The 21038-nt window shown below is 60.0% G+C and carries 21 protein-coding genes; 15 read left to right on the forward strand and 6 right to left on the reverse strand.

The genetic code is table 11. The features are described 5' to 3' along the window. Position 1 precedes the first annotated feature (1 nt). Positions 2-436 (reverse strand): hypothetical protein, encoded by a 435-nt coding sequence (locus ACR0JN_RS13875; protein WP_480886378.1) that lies wholly within the window; start codon positions 434-436, stop codon positions 2-4. Between ACR0JN_RS13875 and ACR0JN_RS13880 the strand changes: the two genes are divergently transcribed. From ACR0JN_RS13880 to ACR0JN_RS13895, 4 genes are read left to right on the forward strand one after another with little or no spacing between them, the layout of a single operon-like run. Beyond that, positions 423-1508, forward strand: a complete 1086-nt coding sequence (locus ACR0JN_RS13880; RefSeq protein WP_480886380.1) for a glycosyltransferase family protein — start codon at positions 423-425, stop codon at positions 1506-1508. The two genes, ACR0JN_RS13875 and ACR0JN_RS13880, sit on opposite strands and share 14 nt — an antisense overlap. Beyond that, complete coding sequence (locus ACR0JN_RS13885) at positions 1505-1924, forward strand: hypothetical protein (RefSeq protein WP_480886382.1); 420 nt, start codon at positions 1505-1507, stop codon at positions 1922-1924. The genes ACR0JN_RS13880 and ACR0JN_RS13885 overlap by 4 nt, the downstream gene beginning before the upstream one ends. Next, the gene (locus ACR0JN_RS13890; protein WP_480886384.1) at positions 1921-2850 is read left to right on the forward strand and encodes a hypothetical protein; all 930 of its coding nucleotides are present in this window, start codon (positions 1921-1923) and stop codon (positions 2848-2850) included. The genes ACR0JN_RS13885 and ACR0JN_RS13890 overlap by 4 nt, the downstream gene beginning before the upstream one ends. Beyond that, on the forward strand, positions 2838-3698 hold the full coding sequence (locus ACR0JN_RS13895) for a glycosyltransferase family 2 protein (protein WP_480886385.1): 861 nt from the start codon (positions 2838-2840) through the stop codon (positions 3696-3698). The genes ACR0JN_RS13890 and ACR0JN_RS13895 overlap by 13 nt, the downstream gene beginning before the upstream one ends. An 86-nt stretch (positions 3699-3784) precedes the next feature. Here ACR0JN_RS13895 and ACR0JN_RS13900 read toward each other — a convergent pair whose 3' ends face one another. Beyond that, positions 3785-4825, reverse strand: coding sequence for a Hint domain-containing protein (locus ACR0JN_RS13900; protein WP_480886386.1), 1041 nt, complete (start codon positions 4823-4825; stop codon positions 3785-3787). A gap of 284 nt (positions 4826-5109) precedes the next feature. Here ACR0JN_RS13900 and iolG point away from each other — a divergent pair, with 284 nt between their 5' ends. The 9 genes from iolG (at position 5110) to ACR0JN_RS13945 (ending at position 14836) form a co-directional block, all read left to right on the forward strand. After that, complete coding sequence (gene iolG, locus ACR0JN_RS13905; RefSeq protein ID WP_480886387.1) at positions 5110-6123, forward strand: inositol 2-dehydrogenase; 1014 nt, start codon at positions 5110-5112, stop codon at positions 6121-6123. A 123-nt stretch (positions 6124-6246) separates the two neighbouring features. After that, the gene (locus tag ACR0JN_RS13910; RefSeq protein WP_480818864.1) at positions 6247-7188 is read left to right on the forward strand and encodes a sugar ABC transporter substrate-binding protein; all 942 of its coding nucleotides are present in this window, start codon (positions 6247-6249) and stop codon (positions 7186-7188) included. Between the two features lie 85 nt (positions 7189-7273). Next, entirely contained in the window at positions 7274-8398 is a 1125-nt protein-coding gene (locus ACR0JN_RS13915) for an ABC transporter permease (RefSeq protein WP_480886389.1), read from the forward strand. A gap of 1 nt (position 8399) precedes the next feature. Beyond that, positions 8400-9218: an ATP-binding cassette domain-containing protein gene (locus ACR0JN_RS13920; protein ID WP_480818862.1), complete on the forward strand. Its 819-nt coding sequence runs from the start codon at positions 8400-8402 to the stop codon at positions 9216-9218. Positions 9219-9297: 79 nt separating this feature from the next. Beyond that, complete coding sequence (gene iolD, locus ACR0JN_RS13925; protein WP_480886390.1) at positions 9298-11130, forward strand: 3D-(3,5/4)-trihydroxycyclohexane-1,2-dione acylhydrolase (decyclizing); 1833 nt, start codon at positions 9298-9300, stop codon at positions 11128-11130. Further along, positions 11127-12026: a myo-inosose-2 dehydratase gene (gene iolE / locus ACR0JN_RS13930; protein ID WP_480886392.1), complete on the forward strand. Its 900-nt coding sequence runs from the start codon at positions 11127-11129 to the stop codon at positions 12024-12026. Before iolD ends, iolE begins: the two co-directional genes overlap by 4 nt. Positions 12027-12062: 36 nt before the next feature. After that, entirely contained in the window at positions 12063-13244 is a 1182-nt protein-coding gene (locus tag ACR0JN_RS13935) for a phytanoyl-CoA dioxygenase family protein (RefSeq protein ID WP_480886394.1), read from the forward strand. A 30-nt stretch (positions 13245-13274) separates the two neighbouring features. Continuing rightward, the gene (gene iolB / locus ACR0JN_RS13940) at positions 13275-14081 is read left to right on the forward strand and encodes a 5-deoxy-glucuronate isomerase (RefSeq protein WP_480886396.1); all 807 of its coding nucleotides are present in this window, start codon (positions 13275-13277) and stop codon (positions 14079-14081) included. Beyond that, positions 14078-14836 (forward strand): SDR family NAD(P)-dependent oxidoreductase, encoded by a 759-nt coding sequence (locus tag ACR0JN_RS13945; RefSeq protein WP_480886398.1) that lies wholly within the window; start codon positions 14078-14080, stop codon positions 14834-14836. The genes iolB and ACR0JN_RS13945 overlap by 4 nt, the downstream gene beginning before the upstream one ends. 9 nt (positions 14837-14845) lie before the next feature. Here ACR0JN_RS13945 and ACR0JN_RS13950 read toward each other — a convergent pair whose 3' ends face one another. Genes ACR0JN_RS13950 through iolC form a run of 3 tightly spaced genes read right to left on the reverse strand, consistent with a single transcriptional unit; the run spans position 14846 to position 17496 of the window. Next, positions 14846-15685: a class II fructose-bisphosphate aldolase gene (locus ACR0JN_RS13950; protein WP_480886400.1), complete on the reverse strand. Its 840-nt coding sequence runs from the start codon at positions 15683-15685 to the stop codon at positions 14846-14848. Beyond that, a complete protein-coding gene (locus ACR0JN_RS13955) occupies positions 15682-16518 on the reverse strand; it encodes a 5-deoxy-glucuronate isomerase (RefSeq protein ID WP_480886402.1) in 837 nt (278 codons plus the stop codon). The genes ACR0JN_RS13950 and ACR0JN_RS13955 overlap by 4 nt, the downstream gene beginning before the upstream one ends. A 9-nt stretch (positions 16519-16527) precedes the next feature. Further along, positions 16528-17496 (reverse strand): 5-dehydro-2-deoxygluconokinase, encoded by a 969-nt coding sequence (gene iolC, locus ACR0JN_RS13960; protein WP_480886451.1) that lies wholly within the window; start codon positions 17494-17496, stop codon positions 16528-16530. Between the two features lie 124 nt (positions 17497-17620). Between iolC and ACR0JN_RS13965 the strand changes: the two genes are divergently transcribed. Beyond that, positions 17621-18724: a Gfo/Idh/MocA family protein gene (locus ACR0JN_RS13965; RefSeq protein ID WP_480886404.1), complete on the forward strand. Its 1104-nt coding sequence runs from the start codon at positions 17621-17623 to the stop codon at positions 18722-18724. A 38-nt stretch (positions 18725-18762) separates the two neighbouring features. Then, entirely contained in the window at positions 18763-19896 is a 1134-nt protein-coding gene (locus ACR0JN_RS13970; protein WP_480886407.1) for a Gfo/Idh/MocA family protein, read from the forward strand. On the opposite strand, the gene ACR0JN_RS13975 is transcribed toward ACR0JN_RS13970, so the two are convergent. Further along, positions 19897-20895 carry a LacI family DNA-binding transcriptional regulator gene (locus ACR0JN_RS13975; RefSeq protein ID WP_480886409.1) on the reverse strand — a complete coding sequence of 333 codons (999 nt, stop codon included), beginning with the start codon at positions 20893-20895 and terminating at the stop codon, positions 19897-19899. Positions 20896-21038: the final 143 nt, after the last annotated feature.

The following is a 21038-nucleotide window of genomic DNA, read 5'->3' on the forward strand; positions in this document are numbered from 1 at the left end:
CTCAGTAATACACCGTCAGTTCATCTAAGCTTTCGGTTATTTTTGCTGGTGAAAGTTCTATGTTGCGCGTAAAGGAGCGCCCCGGAATACGACCGTCACGGGGATATTCGCGGAACTCGCGCGCTACTTTCTGTCCCATCAGAAACCGAAACGCTTCCTGCGCCTTTGGGCCTGTCGGGTTCTCGGCCAGATAAGCACGCGCCTCGTCCGTCGAAGAAAACGTTTGAGAGCCTTGTGCGTTCGCCATCCCGCCTGCCAACATCGCGAAAAGCGCAACCAACCAGTTTGTCAGTTTCGAAATTTTTGTTGCCATAAACGTCGGCCCCGAAAATTCTGTTTTCAGATCAATATTCCATGTAATACCAAGAAAATGGCAAAAAACAAAAAACAATTTCGGAGTTAAGTATTTGCAAAGGCCGATTGTGTACTTCGACACCGACCGGTTTGGGCAAAGCTTCAGTCAGAAAGCGCTTTACCAATCCATCGGTGCGGCAGCGGATTCAAGGCCGGGGGTATTCGAGGACGCGCTCAAAAAGCAAAAGTCCGAGGATTATCCGATCGTCTTCCATTTGCATCGGCAAAGCAGGCTCATTCAAGAGATGCCCAGAAATGAAGACGTGCGGGGCGCGGTACAGGCCGTTTTGGATGCGGCATCCGCGTTTGTCGACATCGGCGGGAAAATTGTCTGGAGCAGAGACCTGATTATGCCCAAGGACGGCCCGGCGGCACGGCTGCAAGACGATTTCAACGCCCATATGACGGAACTGGCCGATGTCATTCACCTGACCTCTTGGCGTGATTTCGAGGCATTGTCGGAACGGGTTCCGATTCCGTTCGAAAAGGCGACGGTTATCAGCCCCGGACATTCAATTGGGCGGTTCCCCCAATGGCCCGGTCCCGCTGCCAGACAGCGTTTGGACATCGACCGGGACGTTTTTGTCTTTCTCACCTTCGATGAACATGCATCCGCGGATGCTTTCGAAAGCGAGATATCAGCGTTTGAGGAACTGGATCAGGAAAACACCCTTCTACTGGCCGTTTCAGGCGCTACCGGGGCGGAGGGAAACACCAAAGCAACCGATCGGACCCGCGTGATCGAATGCTCGAATTTCGACGAGGATTTGGGGCTGTATCTTGCGGCGGCCGACGCAATCATTGTCTCGCAATCGGCGACCTTTGGAGCCGAAGACGCATTGACCTGCGCCTCGGCGTCTCTGGGGGTGATCGGGCTCGATAACCCGGACTTGACCGACGTTTATACGGACAGAAAAAATGCCTTGCTTTACCCCGAGGCAGACGAATATGCGCCTATCCGATCCATTCGGATTGCGCTGAACGAAGGGCGCGGGATTTGGTCGGAGCGTGGTGCCTCAGCGGGCCATGTGGCCCGGTGTCGGGACTGGTCGGTCGCTGCGAGGCAGTGGATCGCTATATACCGTTCGCTTTCAGGTCTGCCCCGCGCGGGAACAATGGAGCGCGGGGCCCAAATCGAGGTTGTGGGCCAATGACCGAGGCTGAGACAAAGCAAAATGCTAAGGCACTGGCTGAACTTGCATATCCATTGAATGCGGACAGCCCCTATGCTGCGCCGCTAATCAACAAAGGGCTGGATACCGCCTTTCAGTTTTTTGACATGACCGGGCTGAACGCGGCGACGATCGACTCTCTGATCCCGACTGTGTTGCGGGAAGCTGAAGACAGGGACTTGATCCCGGTTTTCTTAACGGACCTCAACAAGTTCGACGTGTTTCGTCGGCACGGTGTGATCTTTGAAGCGCTGCCGGATGTTGTGGCAGGTCAATACGCGCACCCGCATTTGGATTGGGGCGCACGGCGGGCCGAGTGCCTGTCGCTGATCGAGGACAAGTGGAAGCCACAGGGCACAACCAAACTGGCACCCGGAAATGTGCTGGACAGCCGATGAAACCTTTATCTCTTTCGGACCTTTCGGTTGTGTTTATCAGTTACGATGAGCCGCACGCGGAAGAGAATTTCCATGCTCTTCAGAAGCTTGTTCCAACCGCGCAGCGCGTTCACGGCGTGAAGGGGTTTGATGCAGCGCATCGTTTTGCTGGTGCGGTTGCCAAAAGCGAAAATGTCGTAACCATAGACGGCGATAATCGCATAATTCAGCCCGATTTTTTCACCCGTCATTTTCACATTGGTGCTCAGGAGCGCGCATCCGTCATCTCGTTCGGCGCGCGTGTTTTTCACAATGGCCTGACCTACGGCAACGGAGGAATAAAGATCTGGCCTCGGGCCTTTCTGCGCACTTTGCGCACGCACGAGGCGGCGCGCGATGGTGGGGCATCCGTCGATTTTGCCGGACAAGTCCCATATTTTCAGGTCAACGAGGTCCCATCTGAAACCATCGTCACCACATCGCCAAAAACGGCGTTCCGCTCCGGTTATCGCGAAGGTTCGCGGCTGACTCTGGCCAAGAGAAAACTACCACACGAGGTATATCCGGACCTGTCACCGGCCGAGGCGTTGCGAAACCATATGGCGGTTGCAAACCGGGACAGGCTCAGAATTTGGTGCTCGGTTGGGCGTCATGCGGAAAATGGCCGCTGGGCCATGTTTGGTGCGCGGTTGGGATGCATCCATTCGAACATTGACCAACTGCCGATGAAGCGTTTGACCGACTACACGTGGGTTGATGCTTTTTGGCGGAATGAAATGCGGGACGGTGACATTGATGATGACGGTGTCGATCTTCTCATTTCGGACACAGAGGCAAAACTGGAAGAGTTGGAACTGTCGATAAACGATTTGTCCGCTGAGGAGTCGATCAGTGAAATCGAGGCCTATGTTCCGCCACGGCGGATGGGGGCGCTATGGGCGACCTGAAAGACGGCAGCACTAGGCCCGACCTGGATGATATCGTCACCCATGTGGCTTCGGGCCAATACGACAAGGCCCGTTCGGTCGCCAACCGCGTTGCGGAATTGGCCGGCCAGCAGCCATCCCGGATGTTCGGTCGGGTCAAAGCACCGCGTCTTTCCATCATCGTGGTAGTATCGGGTGCGGCCGGGCAAACCATCCCGTTACTGGATGCGCTTATTGAGCCCACCAGAAGCGAAGAGGTCGAGGTCTGTTTGCTCGCCTCCGGCGCGCGTGAACTGCTGAATCTTGCCAAGGCGCGCCTGGACTCGTTCCGGTACACCGATTTGGGGCGAAACACCGGCCCGTCGATTGCCCGAAACCTGGGCGCGAAACAGGCCTTGGGCGATGTTGTCCTGTTTCTTGACGACGATGGTTATTGTACGGCCCGAGATATGCACACGCTGGCTGCAGTGGTTTTTGAATACGGTGCGATTGCTGTGCGTGGCAGAATTTGCCCGAAAACCGCAACCGGGCAGATACCGCCCCACTATGACTTGTTCGGAGACACCTATACCGCCCCCAGCACCGAAGGCTTTTCGGCCTGGAACAAAAGGACCTTTCTGGAACTTGGCGGGTTTGACGAGGCGATGTTCGGCCATGAAGGGCTGGAGCTGACACATCGTGCGCTGAAGACCTGTCCGATAGAGGCATTCAGATATTGTGACGAGGCGTGTTTCTTCCACGATTTTGCCGATGATTTGGACAGGACCGTGAAAAAGAACAAACGACACGCTGCAATGGACGATTACATGAAGTCACTCGGGACCTCGGTCGAGGACATTCTGCGCATATTCGACCCCTCACGCGCTTGAAGGGTCGATCCCAGAACTGAGCCGCGCGCCTATGTGCAGCCTTGGAATCTTAGCAAGATTCGTCAAACCACCAGGCGATCTCTGCCTCAGGCCCACAATGATCCCATGTGGCGTTTCAGAACATCGACCTCATGAGATTTGAGGGTGATGGCTGCTGTCGTTCCAAATGCGCTTGGGTCGACGGCCAGTTCCGGGAATAAGGACAGAATTTCATCGCGCTGGTTTCGGTCGAGCGCGCGGACTGCGCCTTGGGCCAGAAAGAAGCTCTCGGTCAGTGTGCCGTTCGCGCGGACGATTTGGTGCCGGTCAAACATGAAATGCGTGTACCGGATTTCGTCCTGTGCGCGGATGGAAACCCCCGGCAGGCCGCACAGTTGCTTGGCCGCGACCAGAACTTCGGAACTGCCGAACAGAACTTCGGCGACCGGTGTTTCCAGCAGGATGCGGTGTTGTTGCGACACGACAAGTTCGGCCTGGTTTCCGATGGAGTCCGGCGCAAAAACAACGGGTGCGAAACTGCCTGTACCCGGAACCGTTGTCGAGCCAACCCAACGCACGGGCTGCAAGCCGCTGTCGCGGGTCCAGACCTTTTGACCGATAGCGATGTCCTGCACCGGAATTTGCCCGCTTGCCGTTTCGATCATCGTGTCGTCTGCAAAGCAGGTGATGTAGTCGGTGTAGGTGGAAGAACCCGCATTCGACCCGCTGACCTTCACATACGACGTGCCATCGACCAGAGGGGCGGATGAGCCGAAACCCCAGACATCTTGAGTGACGCCGTTTTGGGAAAAAACGTAAAGGCGTATGACTGGACCTGTTGGCGATCCGCCTGAATCCAGGGCACGCACATCGATGAAGGATTCCGATTCAACCGGGGTGCCATTTGCGACCAGCCCACCGCCATCGGTGATAACGTGGTTGAACTCATCATCATCGCCAAAAATGTCTTGGCTGCCGCCTGTGTCGTCCAACGTGACCGTCGTGCCAGTGCCGGAACTGTACTGGAAAACGGTTCCGTCTGGCGTGTCAGAGTTGTTGATGATCGGGTTGCCGACGATCCCGGCGCTCGGGCTCGACGTTACGATCATGCTGGAACTGTCGAGGGCGAAGAAACTACGTAGTACCATCTTTAACCTTTTATATGAATGCGCTCGGAAGCCCGCGTTCAAAGGTGACCGTCTTGCCGTTGTCGATACTTGCGCCACGCTACGCTGGCAAGACGGATGGTGCGCACAAAATAGTGAAACTTCTATTTTGGGCGGGTTTGTGCACAAGGGGTCTGTGATCTTACGGGCGCCCCGCATCCTCGTGACCGGGCAGAGTCCGCTGATTTTCCAACGCTCGGAAAAAATTATTGCAACCGGTTGCAAAGATGAGCATTGTGCAGGCACGCTAGAATCGGGAGTTTGGCATGCTGAGGGTTGGACTGCTTGGTGCGGGTCGCATTGGACGCGTTCATGCGCAGGCCATTGCGGCGCATCCGCACAGCGCGCTGAGTGCGGTCGCGGATGCGGTTCAGGATGCGGCCACCAGCCTGGCGCAGGACTACGGCGCGCAGGTGCGCAGCGCGGATGAGATCATCGCGGACCCTGAAATTGACGCCGTTCTGATCGCGACCCCGACAGATACCCATTCGGATTTGATCGAAGCTGCGACAAAGGCGGGAAAAGCGGTTCTGTGTGAAAAGCCGGTCGATCTGGATTTGCAACGCGCCCTGGCCTGTCAGGCGACGGTCGCGGCGCATAGTCAGCCTGTGATGGTCGGGTTCAACCGCCGGTTCGACTCCGGTTTTTCGGCGATCAAGACCGCTGCAGATGCGGGTGAGATCGGCAAGACCGAGATGCTGTCGATCACCTCGTTCGATCCCGCGCCGCCGCCGGTGAGCTATGTTAAAGTCTCTGGCGGTCTGTTCCGGGACATGATGATCCACGACTTTGATATGGCGAACTTTCTGATGGGCGATCTGCCGGTGACGGTCTCGGCCGTTGGAACCTCGGTCGTCGATCCCGAAATCGGTGCCGCCGGGGACGTGGATACGGCGGTGGCGACCATGACCTATGCGGATGGCCGGATCGCGGTGATCAAGAACTCGCGCCGTGCGGCCTATGGCTATGATCAGCGGGTTGAATTGCTGGGCTCAAAAGGGCTGTTGCAGGCGCAGAACGTGATGGAAAACAACATCATCAAGGCGACGGCCGACGGGATTGTCGGGGCCAAGCCCACCTATTTTTTCCTCGAACGCTACATGCCCGCATACAAAGCGGAATGGGCGGCTTTTGTGGACTGCGTCCGGTCCAAAACGGCGGTTCCGGTAACGCTGGAGGATGGCGTTGCGGCACTTGCGATGGCCGAGGCCGCGACACGCTCGGCGCAGTCGGGTGTGCCGGTGCAGATGGCTGAAATTTTGAAACCGGTTGCAAAATGAGAAGATTTCTTCAAACTGAAGCCAGCTCCGTACAGGATCGGAGCCGCAGAGATTCGGCAGTGCCGGATGATCGGGGCTGAGGCCCCGGCCAAAAGACAGACTGTTCTAATGGGAGGAATGGAAATGAAAACGTTCGTAAAAGGGGTGCTGATGGCCAGTGCCGTCGCCCTTGGCAGCGCAACTGGCGCTGTGGCGGAAGGCGAGAAGTACATTCTGGTCAGCCACGCGCCGGACAGCGACAGCTGGTGGAACACGATCAAGAACGGCATCGCCCTTGCGGGTGAGCAGATGGGTGTCGAGGTGGAATACCGCAACCCGCCCACCGGTGACCTTGCCGACATGGCGCGGATCATTGATCAGGCGGCGGCCTCGGGCCCCAACGGCATCATCACCACGCTGGCCGATCCCGACATTCTGGAGGGCCCGATCAAAGCGGCTGTGGATTCCGGTATCGACGTCATCATCATGAACACCGGCACGCCTGAAAAAGCGCGTGAGGTCGGGGCGCTGATGTATGTCGGTCAGCCCGAATACGATGCAGGTTTTGCCGCTGGTCAGCGCGCAAAGGGTGACGGCATCGGATCGTTCCTCTGCGTGAACCATTATATCGTGCAGCCGTCCAGTCAGGAGCGGTGCCAGGGCTTTGCCGACGGTCTGGGCGTTGACCTGGGTGAGCAGATGATCGACGCGGGTCAGGACCCGGCTGAGATCAAGAACCGGGTTCTGGCGTATCTGTCGGCCAATCCCGACACCGATGCGGTTCTGACGCTTGGCCCGACCTCGGCCGATCCGACGATTCTGGCGCTGCAGGAAAACGGCATGGCCGGTGACATCTATTTCGGCACCTTCGATCTGGGTGGTGAAATCGTAAAGGCCATCAAGGACGGCACCATTCAGTGGGGCATCGACCAGCAGCCCTTCCTGCAGGCCTATCTGCCGGTTGTGGTGATGGCCAATTACCACCGCTATGGCGTTCTGCCGGGCAACAACATCAACTCGGGCCCCGGTTTCGTGACCGCAGACGGGCTGAGCAAAATCGAAGAGTTCGCGGGCGAATACCGCTGATCTTCACCCAAGGTACGGGCGGCATAGGCGCGCCCGTACCGGCCTGACGTTTCAAGACACAAGACCGCCGCGTGGGAGGACTATGATGACTGAATCAGCGCAGACCACTGCTGCCAGTGACGAACGGATCAAGCAGATATCACCGCTGCGTCGGGCCCTGATCCGGCCCGAACTGGGCGGTATGGTGGGCACGGTTGCCGTTTTCACATTCTTCCTGCTGTTCGCTTTCGACAGCGGCATGTTCACCGCGCAGGGCGTGATGAACTGGTCGGTCGTCTCGGCGCAGTTCATGATCATCGCCGTGGGCGCTTGCCTGCTGATGATCGCTGGCGAATTTGACCTGTCGGTCGGCTCGATGATCGGCTTTGCGGGCATGATGATCGCCATCTTCTCGGTCACGATGAGTTGGCCGGTCTGGATGGCCATCATGGTGACATTTGTACTGTGCGTGGCCATCGGGGCGCTGAACGGGTTCATCGTGGTGCGCACAGGCCTGCCAAGCTTTATTGTCACGCTGGCCTTCCTGTTCATCCTGCGCGGCTTCACGATTTTCCTGCCGCAAACGATTGAACGTAAGACCATCATCGGCGGTATCCGGGATGTGGCCGAAGGGGATTGGCTGGCCTCGGTCTTCGGCGGCAAGGTGTTTAAAGGTCTGTTCGTCTGGCTGGGCGATGCTGGCATAATAGAGACCTTCGAACGCGGCACGCGGGCTGGTCAACCGGTTGTTGATGGCATCCCGATGCTGATCATCTGGGCCATTGCGATTATCATTTTCGGTCATGTTCTTTTGACCAAGACCAAGTTTGGAAACTGGATTTTCGCTGCGGGCGGTGACGCCGAGGCCGCCCGGAACTCGGGTGTTCCGGTGAACAAGGTCAAGATCCTGATGTTCATGTTCACCGCCTTCTGCGCCACGGTTTTTGCCACCTGTCAGGTGATGGAGTTCGGCTCGGCCGGGGCCGACCGGGGCCTGCTGAAAGAATTCGAGGCGATTATCGCCGTGGTTATCGGCGGCGCGCTGCTGACCGGCGGGTACGGCTCGGTTCTGGGCGCCGCTTTGGGCGCGCTGATCTTTGGTGTGGTGCAGCAGGGACTGTTCTTTGCAGGGGTTGAAAGCTCTCTGTTCCGGGTGTTCTTGGGCGTGATCCTACTGGGGGCCGTGATCCTGAACACCTATATCCGTCGCATCATCACAGGAGAACGCTGAGATGACTGAAGACAGCAAATTTCACCACGGCGACGCAGCCGCCGACAAGCCGATCATCCGCATGGTCGATATCCAGAAACATTTTGGCTCGGTCATCGCGCTGGCGGGGGTCAGTTTTGACCTGAAGCCCGGTGAATGCCACTGCCTGTTGGGGGACAATGGCGCGGGTAAGTCGACCTTTATCAAGACGATGTCCGGGGTGCATAAGCCAACCGCTGGTGAGATTTTCTTCGAAGACAAACCGATGCATTTCGAGGACCCGCGTGACGCCATCGCCGCCGGGATCGCAACGGTGCACCAGCATCTGGCGATGATCCCGCTGATGAGCGTAAGCCGCAATTTCTTCATGGGGAATGAGCCGACGCGCAAAGTGGCCGGGATCAACTTCTTCGACAAGAAGCTGGCTGATGAGATCACCATGGAAGAGATGCGCAAGATGGGCATCAACCTGCGCGGCCCCGATCAGGCGGTCGGTACCCTGTCGGGTGGCGAACGTCAGACCGTCGCCATTGCCCGTGCGGTGCATTTCGGGGCCAAGATCCTGATCCTGGACGAACCCACCTCGGCCCTTGGGGTCCGGCAGACGGCGAACGTTCTGGCCACCATCGACAAGGTGCGCAGTCAGGGCGTGGGCGTGGTATTCATCAGCCACAATGTGCGCCACGCTCTGGCCGTGGGCGACCGGTTCACGGTGCTCAACCGCGGCCAGACGCTGGGCACGGCTAAACGCGGAGAGATCACGCCCGAAGAACTGCAGGACCTGATGGCAGGCGGTCAGGAAATGGCCGAACTGGAAGGGTCCCTGGGCGGTACGGTCTGACGCAGGACCGTCACACATATTGGCAAAACTGGAATTCAACGGATCGCCCCTTGGGGCCTTGTGTTGAAAGGAAACACGAATGAGCAAGATAATCCGACTGACGGCGGCGCAGGCGCTGGTGCGTTATCTGGGCGCGCAGATGAACGAGGCCGGAGAGCCCTTTATCGCCGGTGTCTGGGCCATTTTCGGTCACGGTAACGTGGCGGGGCTGGGTGAGGCGCTGCATGCGGTGAAAGACAGTCTGCCCACCTATCGCGGCCATAACGAGCAGACCATGGCCCATTGCGCGATTGCTTACGCCAAGCAGATGCGGCGGACGCGGGCGATGGCGGTGACATCCTCGATCGGGCCGGGGGCGACCAATATGGTCACGGCGGCGGCGTTGGCGCATGTGAACCGCCTGCCGGTTCTGCTGCTGCCCGGCGATGTCTTCGCCACGCGTGGCCCTGACCCGGTTCTGCAACAGACCGAAAACTTCAGCGATGGCACCGTCAGCGCCAATGACTGTTTCCGCCCGGTCAGCCGTTACTTCGACCGCATCACCCGGCCCGAACATCTGCTGACAGCCTTGCCGCGCGCCTTCCGCACCATGACCGACCCTGCCGATTGCGGGCCGGTGACGCTGGCCTTCTGTCAGGATGTGCAGGCCGAAGCCTATGACTATCCGGAAAGCTTCTTCGAGCCGCGCGTCTGGTATCAGCGCCGTATTCGCCCGGATGAGGGAGAACTGGCTCGCGCGGTTGCCGCCATAAAGGCCGCCAAACGACCCGTCATTGTGGCCGGGGGAGGGGTGCATTACTCGGGCGCGACCGATGCGCTGCAAAGCTTTGCCGAGACCCACAACATCCCCGTGACCGAGACACAGGCCGGCAAGTCGGCGCTGGCCTGGGATCATCCGCTGAACCTCGGCCCCGTGGGCGTGACCGGCGGTGAGCCCGCCAATGCGGTCTGCGCCGAGGCCGATCTGGTTCTTGGGATCGGCACCCGTCTGCAGGATTTTACCACCGGAAGCTGGGGTCTGTTCTCGAACCCCGAACGTGAGATGATCTGCCTCAATACCTCGGCCTATGACGCCGAAAAGCACGGCGCGATGCCGTTGCAGGCAGACGCGCGCGTGGGGCTGGAGTCTTTGGGCGAAGGGTTGCAGGGCTACCGGGCCGACCCGGTTTCTGACACGCTCAAATCCGACTGGTTCGGCAAGGTGGATACGCTTACAGACGCCCCCGGCGACGGCAACGCCCTGCCCACCGACATGCAGGTGGTCGGCGCGGTTCAGCGTGCCTCGCACAACGATACGGTCGTGATGTGCGCGGCCGGGACGATGCCGGGCGAGTTGCACAAGCTGTGGAAAGCGCCACGCCCCGGCGCCTATCACATGGAATACGGCTTTAGCTGCATGGGGTACGAAATCGCCGGAGCGATGGGCATCAAGATGGCCGAGCCCGACCGCGACGTGATCTGTTTTACCGGCGACGGCACCTATATGATGGCGAACTCGGAAATGGCGACGGCGGCCATGATGGGCGTGTCCTTCACAGTCGTCATTACCGACAATCGCGGCTTTGGCTGCATCAACCGGCTGCAGATGGGTACCGGCGGGGCCGAATTTAACAACCTGCTGGACCACGCCGTGCACGAAAACCCGTCAGCCATTGATTTCGCGGCCCATGCGGCTGCGATGGGCGCAACCTCGGTCAAAGTCTCATCCATTGCCGAACTGGAAGACGCGCTGGCCAACCGGTCCGACATCAAGGGTCCTTACGTGGTGGTCATCGACACCGATCCCTACCCCTCGACCGAATATGGCGGCACATGGTGGGAGGTTGCGGTGCCCGAGGTCAGCATCCGGCCCGAGGTGAACGAAAAACGCGCCGCCTATGAGGTTGCGATCAAGGAAAGAAACGCGCAATGAGCGTGAAAATCGGGATCTCTCCGATCGCCTGGCAAAATGACGACCTGCCGGACCTGACGGCGGATTTCACCATGGAGCAGGCGCTGAAAGAGGCGCGCGAGATCGGCTATACCGGCGTTGAACGCGGTCAGCGGATGCCCGGCGACACCAAAGGGCTGCGCGCCTATCTGGATGCGAATGATATAGCGCTGTGCGGGGGCTGGTGTTCCGGTGCCTCGCTGGTCAACGATTTCGCAACGGAGCGTGAGGCCGTGCGCGCGCAGGTCGAGCAGTTCGTGGCGCTGAACAGCCCGTGCATCGTCTATGCCGAATGTTCCAACACCGTGCAGGGCCAGATCGGCACCCCGGTAAACCACCGGCCTAAGCTGACAAAGGACGAGGTTCTGGCCTACGCGGCCAAGATCACGGAACTGGCGAAATGGATGGGGGATCAAGGCATGCCTATGGCCTACCACCACCACATGGGCACGATCATCGAAAGCGAAGATGACGTGAACTGGCTTATGGAAGGGTCGGACCCCGAGGTGAACCTGTGCTTTGACACCGGCCACCTGCTGTTTGGTGGCGGCGACGTGATGGCGACCCTGGACCGCTGGGGCGACCGGGTGCATCACGTGCATTTCAAAGATATTCGCCCCCATGTCGTGCAGGCAACGCGCGAGAAGGATCACAGTTTTCTCGATGCCGTTGTCGGCGGTGCGTTCACCGTGCCAAGCGATGGTTGCATCGATTTCCAGTCGGTGGCGAATGCGCTGAAAGCGATGGATTACGACGGCTGGATCGTCGTCGAAGCCGAGCAGGACCCGGCCAAGGCACCGCCCTATGAGTATTCGAAAATGGGCTATGACCATATTGTCGAGGTTTGCAACGCCGCAGGTTTACAGATCACGGCCTGAGCCGGAAACGCCGAAGCCACCAGAAGGATGCACATAATGGCGGATCAAGACCCCGAATATGTCGGTTTCTTCGACCGGGCGTCCTGTGATCTGGATGCGTTCAGGGCATTAACCGCTCAAACGCTTTCGGGGTCGACGGTGCCGCATGCGGCGTCGGTGGAAAAGAATGTGCCGGTCTATGAAATGGCCGTGCTACGTCCTATGCTTGCGCAGTCGGACCAACGGGTTGCATTGCTGGCGGAATGGGCGTGGGTGCTTGGTAAATCCGCCGGGGTGATCGTCCTGCGGGGCGCTTACGAGGATACCTCGGTGATCGACCGCGCGACGGAGGTCTTTCGCCAGATCATCGACGAAGAACGCCAAGGCGGCGCAGGCGAGGGCGATCACTTTGCGGCCTCGGGTGCGAATGATCGGGTCTGGAATGCGTTGCAAAAGCAGTGCCTGCGTGATCCGGAAGGGTTTGCGCTTTATTTCGCCAACACCGCGGTCGCGGCGGCCTGTGAGGCATGGCTGGGGCCGAACTACCAGATGACCGCGCAGATCAATCAGGTGCGTCCGGGCGGCAAGGCCCAGCAGGCGCATCGCGATTTTCATCTGGGCTTTCAAAGCGCCGACGGCGCGGCGCTGTATCCGGCCCACGCGCATCTGGTGACGGCCTCGCTGACCTTGCAGGGCGCGGTGGCCCATTGCGACATGCCGGTGGAAAGCGGCCCGACCAAGCTGCTACCATTCTCGCAACTCTACCCGCCGGGCTATCTGGCCTTCCACGACCCGGCGCATCAGGATCATTTCGAACAGAGCTGCATCCAACTGCCTCTATCCAAGGGAGACGCCGTTTTCTTCAACCCCGCCCTGTTCCACGCCGCAGGCGAAAACAGCAGCGCAGATATTCACCGCATGGCGAACCTGCTGCAGATCTCCTCCGCCTTCGGTCGCGCCATGGAGGCTGTGGACCGCCGTGCAATGTCGCAAGCCGTTTTCCCGGCGCTGGTTGCGTTGAAGCAACGGGGCCAAATGAAGGTGTCGGAACTGGATGCCGCCATCGCCGCAACGGCTGAAGGCTATCCTTTCCCGACCAATCTGGACACCGACCCGCCGATAGGTGGCAACGCGCCGGAAAGTCAGGCCGATATCCTGCGGCGCGCGGTCCGTGACGGGTGGTCTGAGGCGGACTTGGAAAAGGCGCTTTCGGCCCTGCAATCGCGGCAAGCGGCCTGACGCAATAGCGCGCGCATCAAGGAGACTAAAATGGCAGACCTGCTCAGAAAACCTTTCGGAACGCATGGCAAGGTCCACGACATCACGCCCGCCAGTGCCGTGTGGCGCTATGTCGGGTTCGGCCTTTACCACCTGCGCGCCGGGGACCGGGTGGCCGAGGCCACGGGCGAGCGCGAGGTCATTCTGGTCATGGTCGAAGGCAAGGCGCAGATCACCGGTGCGGGGCAGGATTGGGGCGTGCTCGGCGACCGGATGAACGTGTTTGAAAAGACGCCACCGCATTGCCTGTACCTGCCGAACGGGTCGGACTGGGAGGCGGTGGCGGAAACCGATTGCGTGATCGCCGTGTGCTCGGCCCCGGGTAAAGGCGGGCATCCGGCGCGACGGATCGGACCAGACGGGATCACCCTGACCGAACGCGGCAAAGGCGTAAACACGCGGTATATCAACAATATCGCCATGGAGAACGAGGACTACGCCGATAGCCTGTTGGTGACCGAGGTCTTCACCCCGAACGGCCACTGGTCATCCTACCCCAGTCATCGCCATGACGAGGACGATTTCCCCCGGATCACATATCTTGAGGAAACCTATTACCACCGCCTCAACCCGGCCAACGGGTTTGGCATCCAGCGGGTCTACACCGACGACGGTCAACTCGATGAGACGATGGCTGTCTCCGACGGCGATGTCGTCCTAGTCCCGCGCGGTCATCACCCTTGCGGGGCCCCCTACGGATTTGAGATGTATTACCTGAACGTCATGGCCGGACCTCTGCGGAAATGGCGGTTCGTTCCGGCCCCCGAGGTCGAATGGATTATGGAGCGTGATGCATGACCCCAAGCTTTGCCACCTATCCCAGCCTCAACGGCAAAACCGTCTTCATAACCGGCGGGGCAGGAGGCATCGGCGCGGAAACCGTGCGTGCCTTCGCCGCGCAAGGGGCCAAGGTTGGGTTTCTGGACATCAACGCCGACGCCGGGCAGGCACTGCTGGCGGAACTGGACGGGGTGCATGCGTTCGCCCAATGCGACCTGCGCGACATCGAAGCGCTGCGTATCGCGCTGGGCGATCTGGTGCGTCAACTCGGTGCAGCCCATGTTCTGGTCAATAATGCGGCCCACGATGACCGGCACGACTGGCGTGAGGTCACGCCAGACTATTGGGACGAACGTATGGCGACGAATATCCGTCATATGTTCTTTACAATCCAATCGGTCGCGCCCGCGATGATCGAACGCGGCAGCGGGGCCATCGTCAACCTCGGCTCGAACTCGTGGTGGGAGGCGGGCGCAGGTTTCCCGGCCTACGCCACCGCCAAATCCGCCGTACATGGCCTGACCCGCACCATGGCGCGCGAGTTGGGGGATCACCGTATCCGCGTAAACACCGTCGTGCCCGGCTGGATCATGACCGAGCGCCAGAAAGACCTGTGGGTCACGCCCGAGGGGCTGGCAAAGCAGGTCGACCGCCAATGTCTGCCCGATCCGATTGATCCGGTCTATGTGGCGCGGATGGTGGTGTTTCTGGCCTCGGACGATGCGGCCATGTGCAGTGCCGGGAACTTCATGGTTGAGGGTGGGTCGATCTAGGCCTAAACACTATTTCTGCGGCGGAGCCCCAAAAGCGCGGATCACAACGCGCGCAGCGGCCTCGACCGGGTCCTGCGTTTCTTTCAGGATGCTCACGCGGTCGAACCGGTTGGGGTCACGGTTCACGGCCTCGCGCAGGGCGTGGCCGAAGGCCATGCGCAGCTCGGTGCCTATGTTGAACTTGCAGATCGAGGTCTGACGCGACAACCGGCTGCGTTGCTCGACCGGCACGCCCGAGCCGCCATGGATCACCAGCGGTACATCGGTTAGAGCGTCAATCTCGGCGATGCGCGCCTCGTCCAGACCGCCTTCTTTGTCCTGTTGCAAATGGACATTGCCGACCGAGATTGCCATTGCGTCCACGCCGCTATCGCGCGCGAACTGCGCAGCCTCGGACGGATCGGTGCCGTTCGACCCTTCGCCGCCGGAATAGCCGACAAAACCGATCTCACCTTCGCAGGAAATCCCCGCCGCATGAGCCATTTCCGCAATCGCGGCGGTTTCGTCGATATTCTGCTGAAGGGGCTTTCGCGATCCGTCGAACATCAGCGAGGTAAATCCGCTGTCTAATGCAATCCTGCATTCCTCAAACGTATACCCATGATCCAGATGCGCCACGACCGGGACCGAGGCCCCCTCGGCCAGATGGCGGAACATCTTGCCCAGAACGGGCAGCGGCGTGTGCTCGCGACAGCTTGGACCAGCCTGCAGGATCAGGGGCGCGTTTTCCGCCTCGGCTGCAGCCACATAGGCGCGCATATCCTCCCACCCCAGTGTGACCAGACCGCCCACGGCGTATCCATGTTCATAGGCCGGGGTCAGGACGTCTTTCAGCGTAACAAGGGTCATTTGAACTTGGCGATCATGTCTTTGATGCCCGGAATGGTCTCGATCTGATAGGCATGGGTGGGTTGGAAATACTGCACCAGCGAGCGCTGGCTCAAACCGCCGAGGATGGTGAAGTAGTACATCTCGTACCCCGGCAGCACGCAGCAGGGGTGATAGCCGGTGTCGATGCAGATCGTTGAGCCGTCGACGATGTGATAGGCATCGCCCGGCTCATTGTCTTCGCGTTGCAGCATCTGCAGGCCCGAGCCCCAGTTGGGTTTGAAGCGGAAATTATAGGTCTCGTCATGCCGGGTCTCATCCGGCAGGCGGTTGGTGTCGTGCTTGTGGCTGGGGAAACCCGACCAGCCGCCCTGACCAACCGTGAACAGCTCGCTGACCAGCAGGCGGCCCACCTTGTCGTGCTGTTTCTGGCCCAGGATATGCTTGATCTTGCGATGGGTCTTGGTGTCGTCGCTGCCATATTGCACAAGATCATGTTCGCGCACATCGAACGGGTCCAGCACCTTGTCGTATTTGGCCCCGGCGATGAACACCTCGGTCTCGTCTGACAAGCAGACCATCTGCGCTTTGGCTCCGACGGGTACGTAAACCCCTTCGGGTTCGCCATCCCAGACATCCTCGCCCCGGTTGCCCAGCTTGGCGAAGGGCACGCCCTCGACATCCACATCGACGCTGCCGGTGGCGGGGACGATGCAGGTCTCGTATCCCGGCACTTGGTACTCAAAAGCCTCGCCCTTTTTCAGCTTGACGATGTTGAAGTAGTTCAGCGGCACCGTGGGATCGTCGGCATCGACGATGGGTTTGTTCTGATTGTCATAGGGCGCGATATGCATGGGTCTCTCCTATGTCGTCGGGCCGGGATGCGACGCCAGAAACGCGTCCAGTTCGGCGGTCGTTGGCATCGCGGGGGAACAGCCGGGTTTCGACACCACGATCGAGGCGCAGGCTGAGCCGCGCATCACCGCATCCGTCAGCGCATGCCCCGCCGCGATCGAAGCCAGAAGCCCGGCCATGAAACTGTCGCCTGCGCCTACCGGTTTGATGGCGTCCACGGGGTAGATTCCGGTTCTGATCTCTTGCCCATCGGCCAGAGTCACCGCACCTTCTTCGCCCATCTTGTAGATGACGACGCGCCCCGGCTTTCGGGCCAATTCTTGAGCCTTGGCAAAGCCCTTGTCGAGGCCCCCGGCCATGAAACCGAATTCTTCATCATTGCCGACGATCAGGTCGCTGGCTTCGCCCGCGCGCGACAGAACGTCCGCCGCCACTTCAGCAGATGGCCAGCTATAGGGGCGATAATCGATGTCGAAAATCACCGGCAACCCCGCCTTGCGGGCGTTGTCAAAAGCGCGGAACGTGGCGCTGCGCGAGGGTTCCGAGGCGAACACCGTTCCCGCTGAAAGGGCCGCTGTGAAGGCGGTGTAGTCTACCCTGTCCATATCCTCTTCGGTGACCTGAAAATCGACGGCCCCGTTGCGGTAGATGACGTTCTGGAAGTTTTCCATCCGGCTTTCGTAGAACGCGAGCGACATGCGATATTCGCCGCCCAGAACCCGGATATAGGATGTATCTACGCCATAGTGATGCAACCGGTTCAGGCAGAACCGGCCCACCGCATCGTCCGAGACCGAGGTGATCAGCGACGCCTGACTGCCCAGCTTGACCAGCCCGGCGCAGATATTGGCCGATGACCCGCCCAGATCGGCGTGGAACGTATCGGCATCCTCGCTTTTGACGTTGATCGGATCGGCGAACAGGTCCATGCCCGCGCGCCCGAACACGGCGAACCGGTTTCCTTTGATACCGTCCATCAAAGCGCTCACGTCTTGTCCTCCGGCGAAGTGGGATCGGCAAAGTTTGGACCTTGCGTTGAATCGATTCACACGATACTGATTTTGCAACCGGTTGCAAATGATATGTTCGGAGCCGTGACAGATGCCTGAAATCGGAATTGGAATCGTGGGTGGCGGCTATATGGGCAAGGCGCACTCGGTCGCGATGGCGGCTGTGGGCGCAGTGTTCAACACGGCATTGCGACCCCGGCTTGAGGTGATCTGTGCTTCGAGCCCCGAAAGCGCCGAACGTTACCGGGCGGCATACGGATTTCAGCGCGCAACCGACGACTGGCAGGTGCTGGTCAATGACCCCAAGGTCGAGGCCGTCGTGATCGCCTCACCCCAGTCCACTCATCGCCGGATCGCCGAGGCAGCACTTGCCTTGGGCAAACCGGTGCTGTGTGAAAAACCGCTTGGATCGTCGATGGAAGACGGGCAGGCGATGGTGGCCGCTGCCGAGACGGCCCAAGTGACCAATATGGTCGGGTTCAACTATGTGCGAACGCCTGCCACCCAGTATGCGCGCAAACTGATTGAAGACGGTGAAATCGGCGACATCACCTGGTTTCGCGGCGAACATACCGAAGATTTCTATGCCGACCCGCAGGCCCCCGCCACGTGGCGCACCACCGGGATGCCGAACGGCACGATGGGGGATTTGGCACCGCATATGATCAACGGCGCGCTGGCCCTGATCGGACCTATTGCCGAGGTTATGGCCGAGGTCGAAACCGTTCACCACACCCGCCCCGGCGGCACTGTGACCAATGATGACCATGCCCAGATCATGTGCCGGTTTCGAAACGGTGCGATGGGGAACATTTACGTCAGCCGCATCGCAACCGGGCGCAAGATGGGCTATGCCTATGAAATCTCGGGTACAAAAGGCGCGATCCGGTTCGATCAGGAGGATCAGAATGCCCTGTGGTTCTACCGTCACGACGGACCAGAAGCCACCAGAGGGTTCACCAAAATCCTGACCGGCCCCGCCCACCCGGATTACGAACCGTTCTGTCAGGGCCCCGGCCACGGCACCGGGTATCAGGACCAGATCATTATCGAGGCCAAGGATTTCCTGCAGGCGATCCACTCAGGCGAAGCGATCTGGCCGACCTTCCGCGACGGGCATGAGGTCAACCGCGTGGTGGCGGCGGCGCTGGCATCCTCGGACCAGCGGCAATGGAAAAACATCAGCGACTTCTGATCGCGCAACCTGCACATTTTGAGTGAGAGACAAAAACCATGGCAAAGCTGAGATGGGGCATGATCGGTGGGGGTGAAGGCAGCCAGATCGGGCCCGCCCACAGGTTAGGTGCTCAGGCCGACGGGCTGTTCGACTTCGCCGCAGGCGCGTTGGATCACAGGCCCGAGCAGGGCCGCGAATATGCCCAGCGGCTGGGCATCGCCGCTGACCGCGCCTATGGCGACTGGAAAGAGATGCTGGCCGGTGAAAAAGACCGCGCCGACCGCATTGATCTGGTGACAATCGCCACCCCCAACGCGACCCACTTTGAAATCTCGAAAGCCTTCCTTGAGGCAGGGTTCAACGTGCTTTGCGAAAAGCCAATGACCATGACCGTGGAAGAAGGGGAGGAGATCGTTCGAGTGGCCGAAAAATCCGGCAAAATCTGCGCGGTGAACTATTGCTATTCGGCCTACCCAATGGTGCGTCAGGCCCGCGCAATGGTTCGCGCAGGCGAGATCGGCAAGGTGCGTCTGGTGGTGACCAATTTCAGCCATGGCCACCACGGGGATGCAACAGATGCCGACAACCCGCGCGTGCGTTGGCGCTATGATCCCGCGATGGCGGGCGTGTCCGGCCAGTTCGCCGATTGCGGCATCCACGCTTTGCACATGGCCAGCTTTGTTTGCGACGATGAGGTCAAATCCCTGTCCGCTGACCTCGCCTCAACCATCCCCAGCCGCGAGTTGGAGGATGACGCCCTGATCAGCTTCCGCACGGAGGGTGGAACGGTCGGGCGGCTGTGGACATCCTCGGTCGCGATCGGGCGGCAGCACGGGTTCGACATTCAGGTCTTTGGCGAGACGGGCGGGTTGCTCTGGGCATCGGAACAGCCAAACCAGTTGATCTACACGCCGGTCGGCGGGCGCACCCAGATCATCGAAAAAGGCGAAGGCGGCCTGCATGACGAGGTGCGGCGCCTGTCCCGCGTGGCCATCGCCCACCCCGAGGGGTTCCCGCTGGCAGTGGCCAATATCTACTGCGATCTGGCGGATGCGATCCAAGGAGAATTCCGCGACGGTCTGCCGGGTGCGGCAGACGGGGTCCGGTCGATTGCAGCGGTGCATGCGGCTGTTGCTTCGGGCAAAGCCGATGGCGCATGGCAGGACGCCCGCCCGCCGATGTTCAGATAGTCAGAGGCGGGGTCGCAACGTGCCCCGCTCGATCACCCGGCAGGGGAAAATGCGGGCCTCGGGGTAGCGCTGGGGTTCTTTCAACATCTCCTCGACCAGATCGACGGATGAGGTGATGATCTGCTTGATCGGCTGGTGAATGGTGGTCAGATCGACGCTTTCCCAGCGCGACATCTCCATATCGTTCAGGCCGATGATGCCGATGTCCTGGCCGGGGGTCAGGCCGTGATCCTTCAGGGCGGATAACGCGCCGACCGACAGTATATCATCGCCGCAAAAATAGGCCTCTGCCGGAGTGTCGCGCAGCAGACGCAGCATCTCGGCCCGCCCGGCCTCGAACGAATAGGCCCCGGCGAAGCAATGCGTGGCCTCGACGTCGGGGTGGCCTGACAGTTCCTCCATAAACCCGCGATGCCGGTCCAGCGCCGAGGTCGCATCCTGCGGTCCTCCCAGATATCCGACACGGCGATACCCGCGCGCCACCAGTTCCCGCGCTGCCATGCGCCCGCATTCCACGTTGTCGATCCCCACCACATGCACCTCGGGCGAGGTGGCAGACCGCCCGAAGGTATGCACCACCGGCACGCCTGCATCGTGAAACGCCTTGGCAAAGCTGGGCGGCAGGGTTGATGAGGCAACGATGGCCGCATCGACCGAGTACTGCCGCAGCATGCGCACCGAATTGGCGGGTTCGGTCTCATCCGTCAGGTTGACGATCAGAGGCCGCAGCCCCCGTTCCTGCAGCGCACGGGTGAACTGGTCGAACACCTCAAGGAAAATTGGGTTGTGAAAGTTGTTCGAAATCAGCCCGATCAGCTTGGTTCGCCCGGTTGTCAGCGACGAGGCCAGTGCATTCGGACTATACCCCAACTCCCGCGCCGCTTTTTCTACCTTGCTGCGTGTCTTGGCCGATACCGACGCGCCCTCGGTAAACGTCCGCGACACAGCCGAGCGCGACACGCCCGCAAGCGCCGCGACGTCTTTCAACGTCACGCTCATCGTGGGTGTCCCCGATGCGGACCGGGCAGAAGGGTCGAGGGTGTTTCCATAGCTGGGGTATTATGCACTACCGCACCAACGTTGCAACCGGTTGCAATCGACGGTGTTGCGCTCAGCAAATACTGTGATTTGTCGGTAAGTAG

This window comes from Ruegeria sp. G12 (assembly GCF_056533565.1).

Coding starts and splice junctions, on each gene's coding strand:
- ACR0JN_RS13885 (WP_480886382.1), top strand. CDS start 1,505: ATGACCGAGGCTGAGACAAAGCAAAATGCTAAGGCACTGGCTGAACTT.
- ACR0JN_RS13900 (WP_480886386.1), bottom strand. CDS start 4,825: ATGGTACTACGTAGTTTCTTCGCCCTCGACAGTTCCAGCATGATCGTA.
- iolC (WP_480886451.1), bottom strand. CDS start 17,496: ATGGACGGTATCAAAGGAAACCGGTTCGCCGTGTTCGGGCGCGCGGGC.
- ACR0JN_RS13920 (WP_480818862.1), top strand. CDS start 8,400: ATGACTGAAGACAGCAAATTTCACCACGGCGACGCAGCCGCCGACAAG.
- ACR0JN_RS13935 (WP_480886394.1), top strand. CDS start 12,063: ATGGCGGATCAAGACCCCGAATATGTCGGTTTCTTCGACCGGGCGTCC.
- iolE (WP_480886392.1), top strand. CDS start 11,127: ATGAGCGTGAAAATCGGGATCTCTCCGATCGCCTGGCAAAATGACGAC.
- ACR0JN_RS13915 (WP_480886389.1), top strand. CDS start 7,274: ATGACTGAATCAGCGCAGACCACTGCTGCCAGTGACGAACGGATCAAG.
- ACR0JN_RS13910 (WP_480818864.1), top strand. CDS start 6,247: ATGAAAACGTTCGTAAAAGGGGTGCTGATGGCCAGTGCCGTCGCCCTT.
- ACR0JN_RS13970 (WP_480886407.1), top strand. CDS start 18,763: ATGGCAAAGCTGAGATGGGGCATGATCGGTGGGGGTGAAGGCAGCCAG.
- ACR0JN_RS13950 (WP_480886400.1), bottom strand. CDS start 15,685: ATGACCCTTGTTACGCTGAAAGACGTCCTGACCCCGGCCTATGAACAT.
- ACR0JN_RS13895 (WP_480886385.1), top strand. CDS start 2,838: ATGGGCGACCTGAAAGACGGCAGCACTAGGCCCGACCTGGATGATATC.
- ACR0JN_RS13975 (WP_480886409.1), bottom strand. CDS start 20,895: ATGAGCGTGACGTTGAAAGACGTCGCGGCGCTTGCGGGCGTGTCGCGC.
- ACR0JN_RS13965 (WP_480886404.1), top strand. CDS start 17,621: ATGCCTGAAATCGGAATTGGAATCGTGGGTGGCGGCTATATGGGCAAG.
- ACR0JN_RS13945 (WP_480886398.1), top strand. CDS start 14,078: ATGACCCCAAGCTTTGCCACCTATCCCAGCCTCAACGGCAAAACCGTC.
- iolD (WP_480886390.1), top strand. CDS start 9,298: ATGAGCAAGATAATCCGACTGACGGCGGCGCAGGCGCTGGTGCGTTAT.
- iolG (WP_480886387.1), top strand. CDS start 5,110: ATGCTGAGGGTTGGACTGCTTGGTGCGGGTCGCATTGGACGCGTTCAT.
- iolB (WP_480886396.1), top strand. CDS start 13,275: ATGGCAGACCTGCTCAGAAAACCTTTCGGAACGCATGGCAAGGTCCAC.
- ACR0JN_RS13890 (WP_480886384.1), top strand. CDS start 1,921: ATGAAACCTTTATCTCTTTCGGACCTTTCGGTTGTGTTTATCAGTTAC.
- ACR0JN_RS13955 (WP_480886402.1), bottom strand. CDS start 16,518: ATGCATATCGCGCCCTATGACAATCAGAACAAACCCATCGTCGATGCC.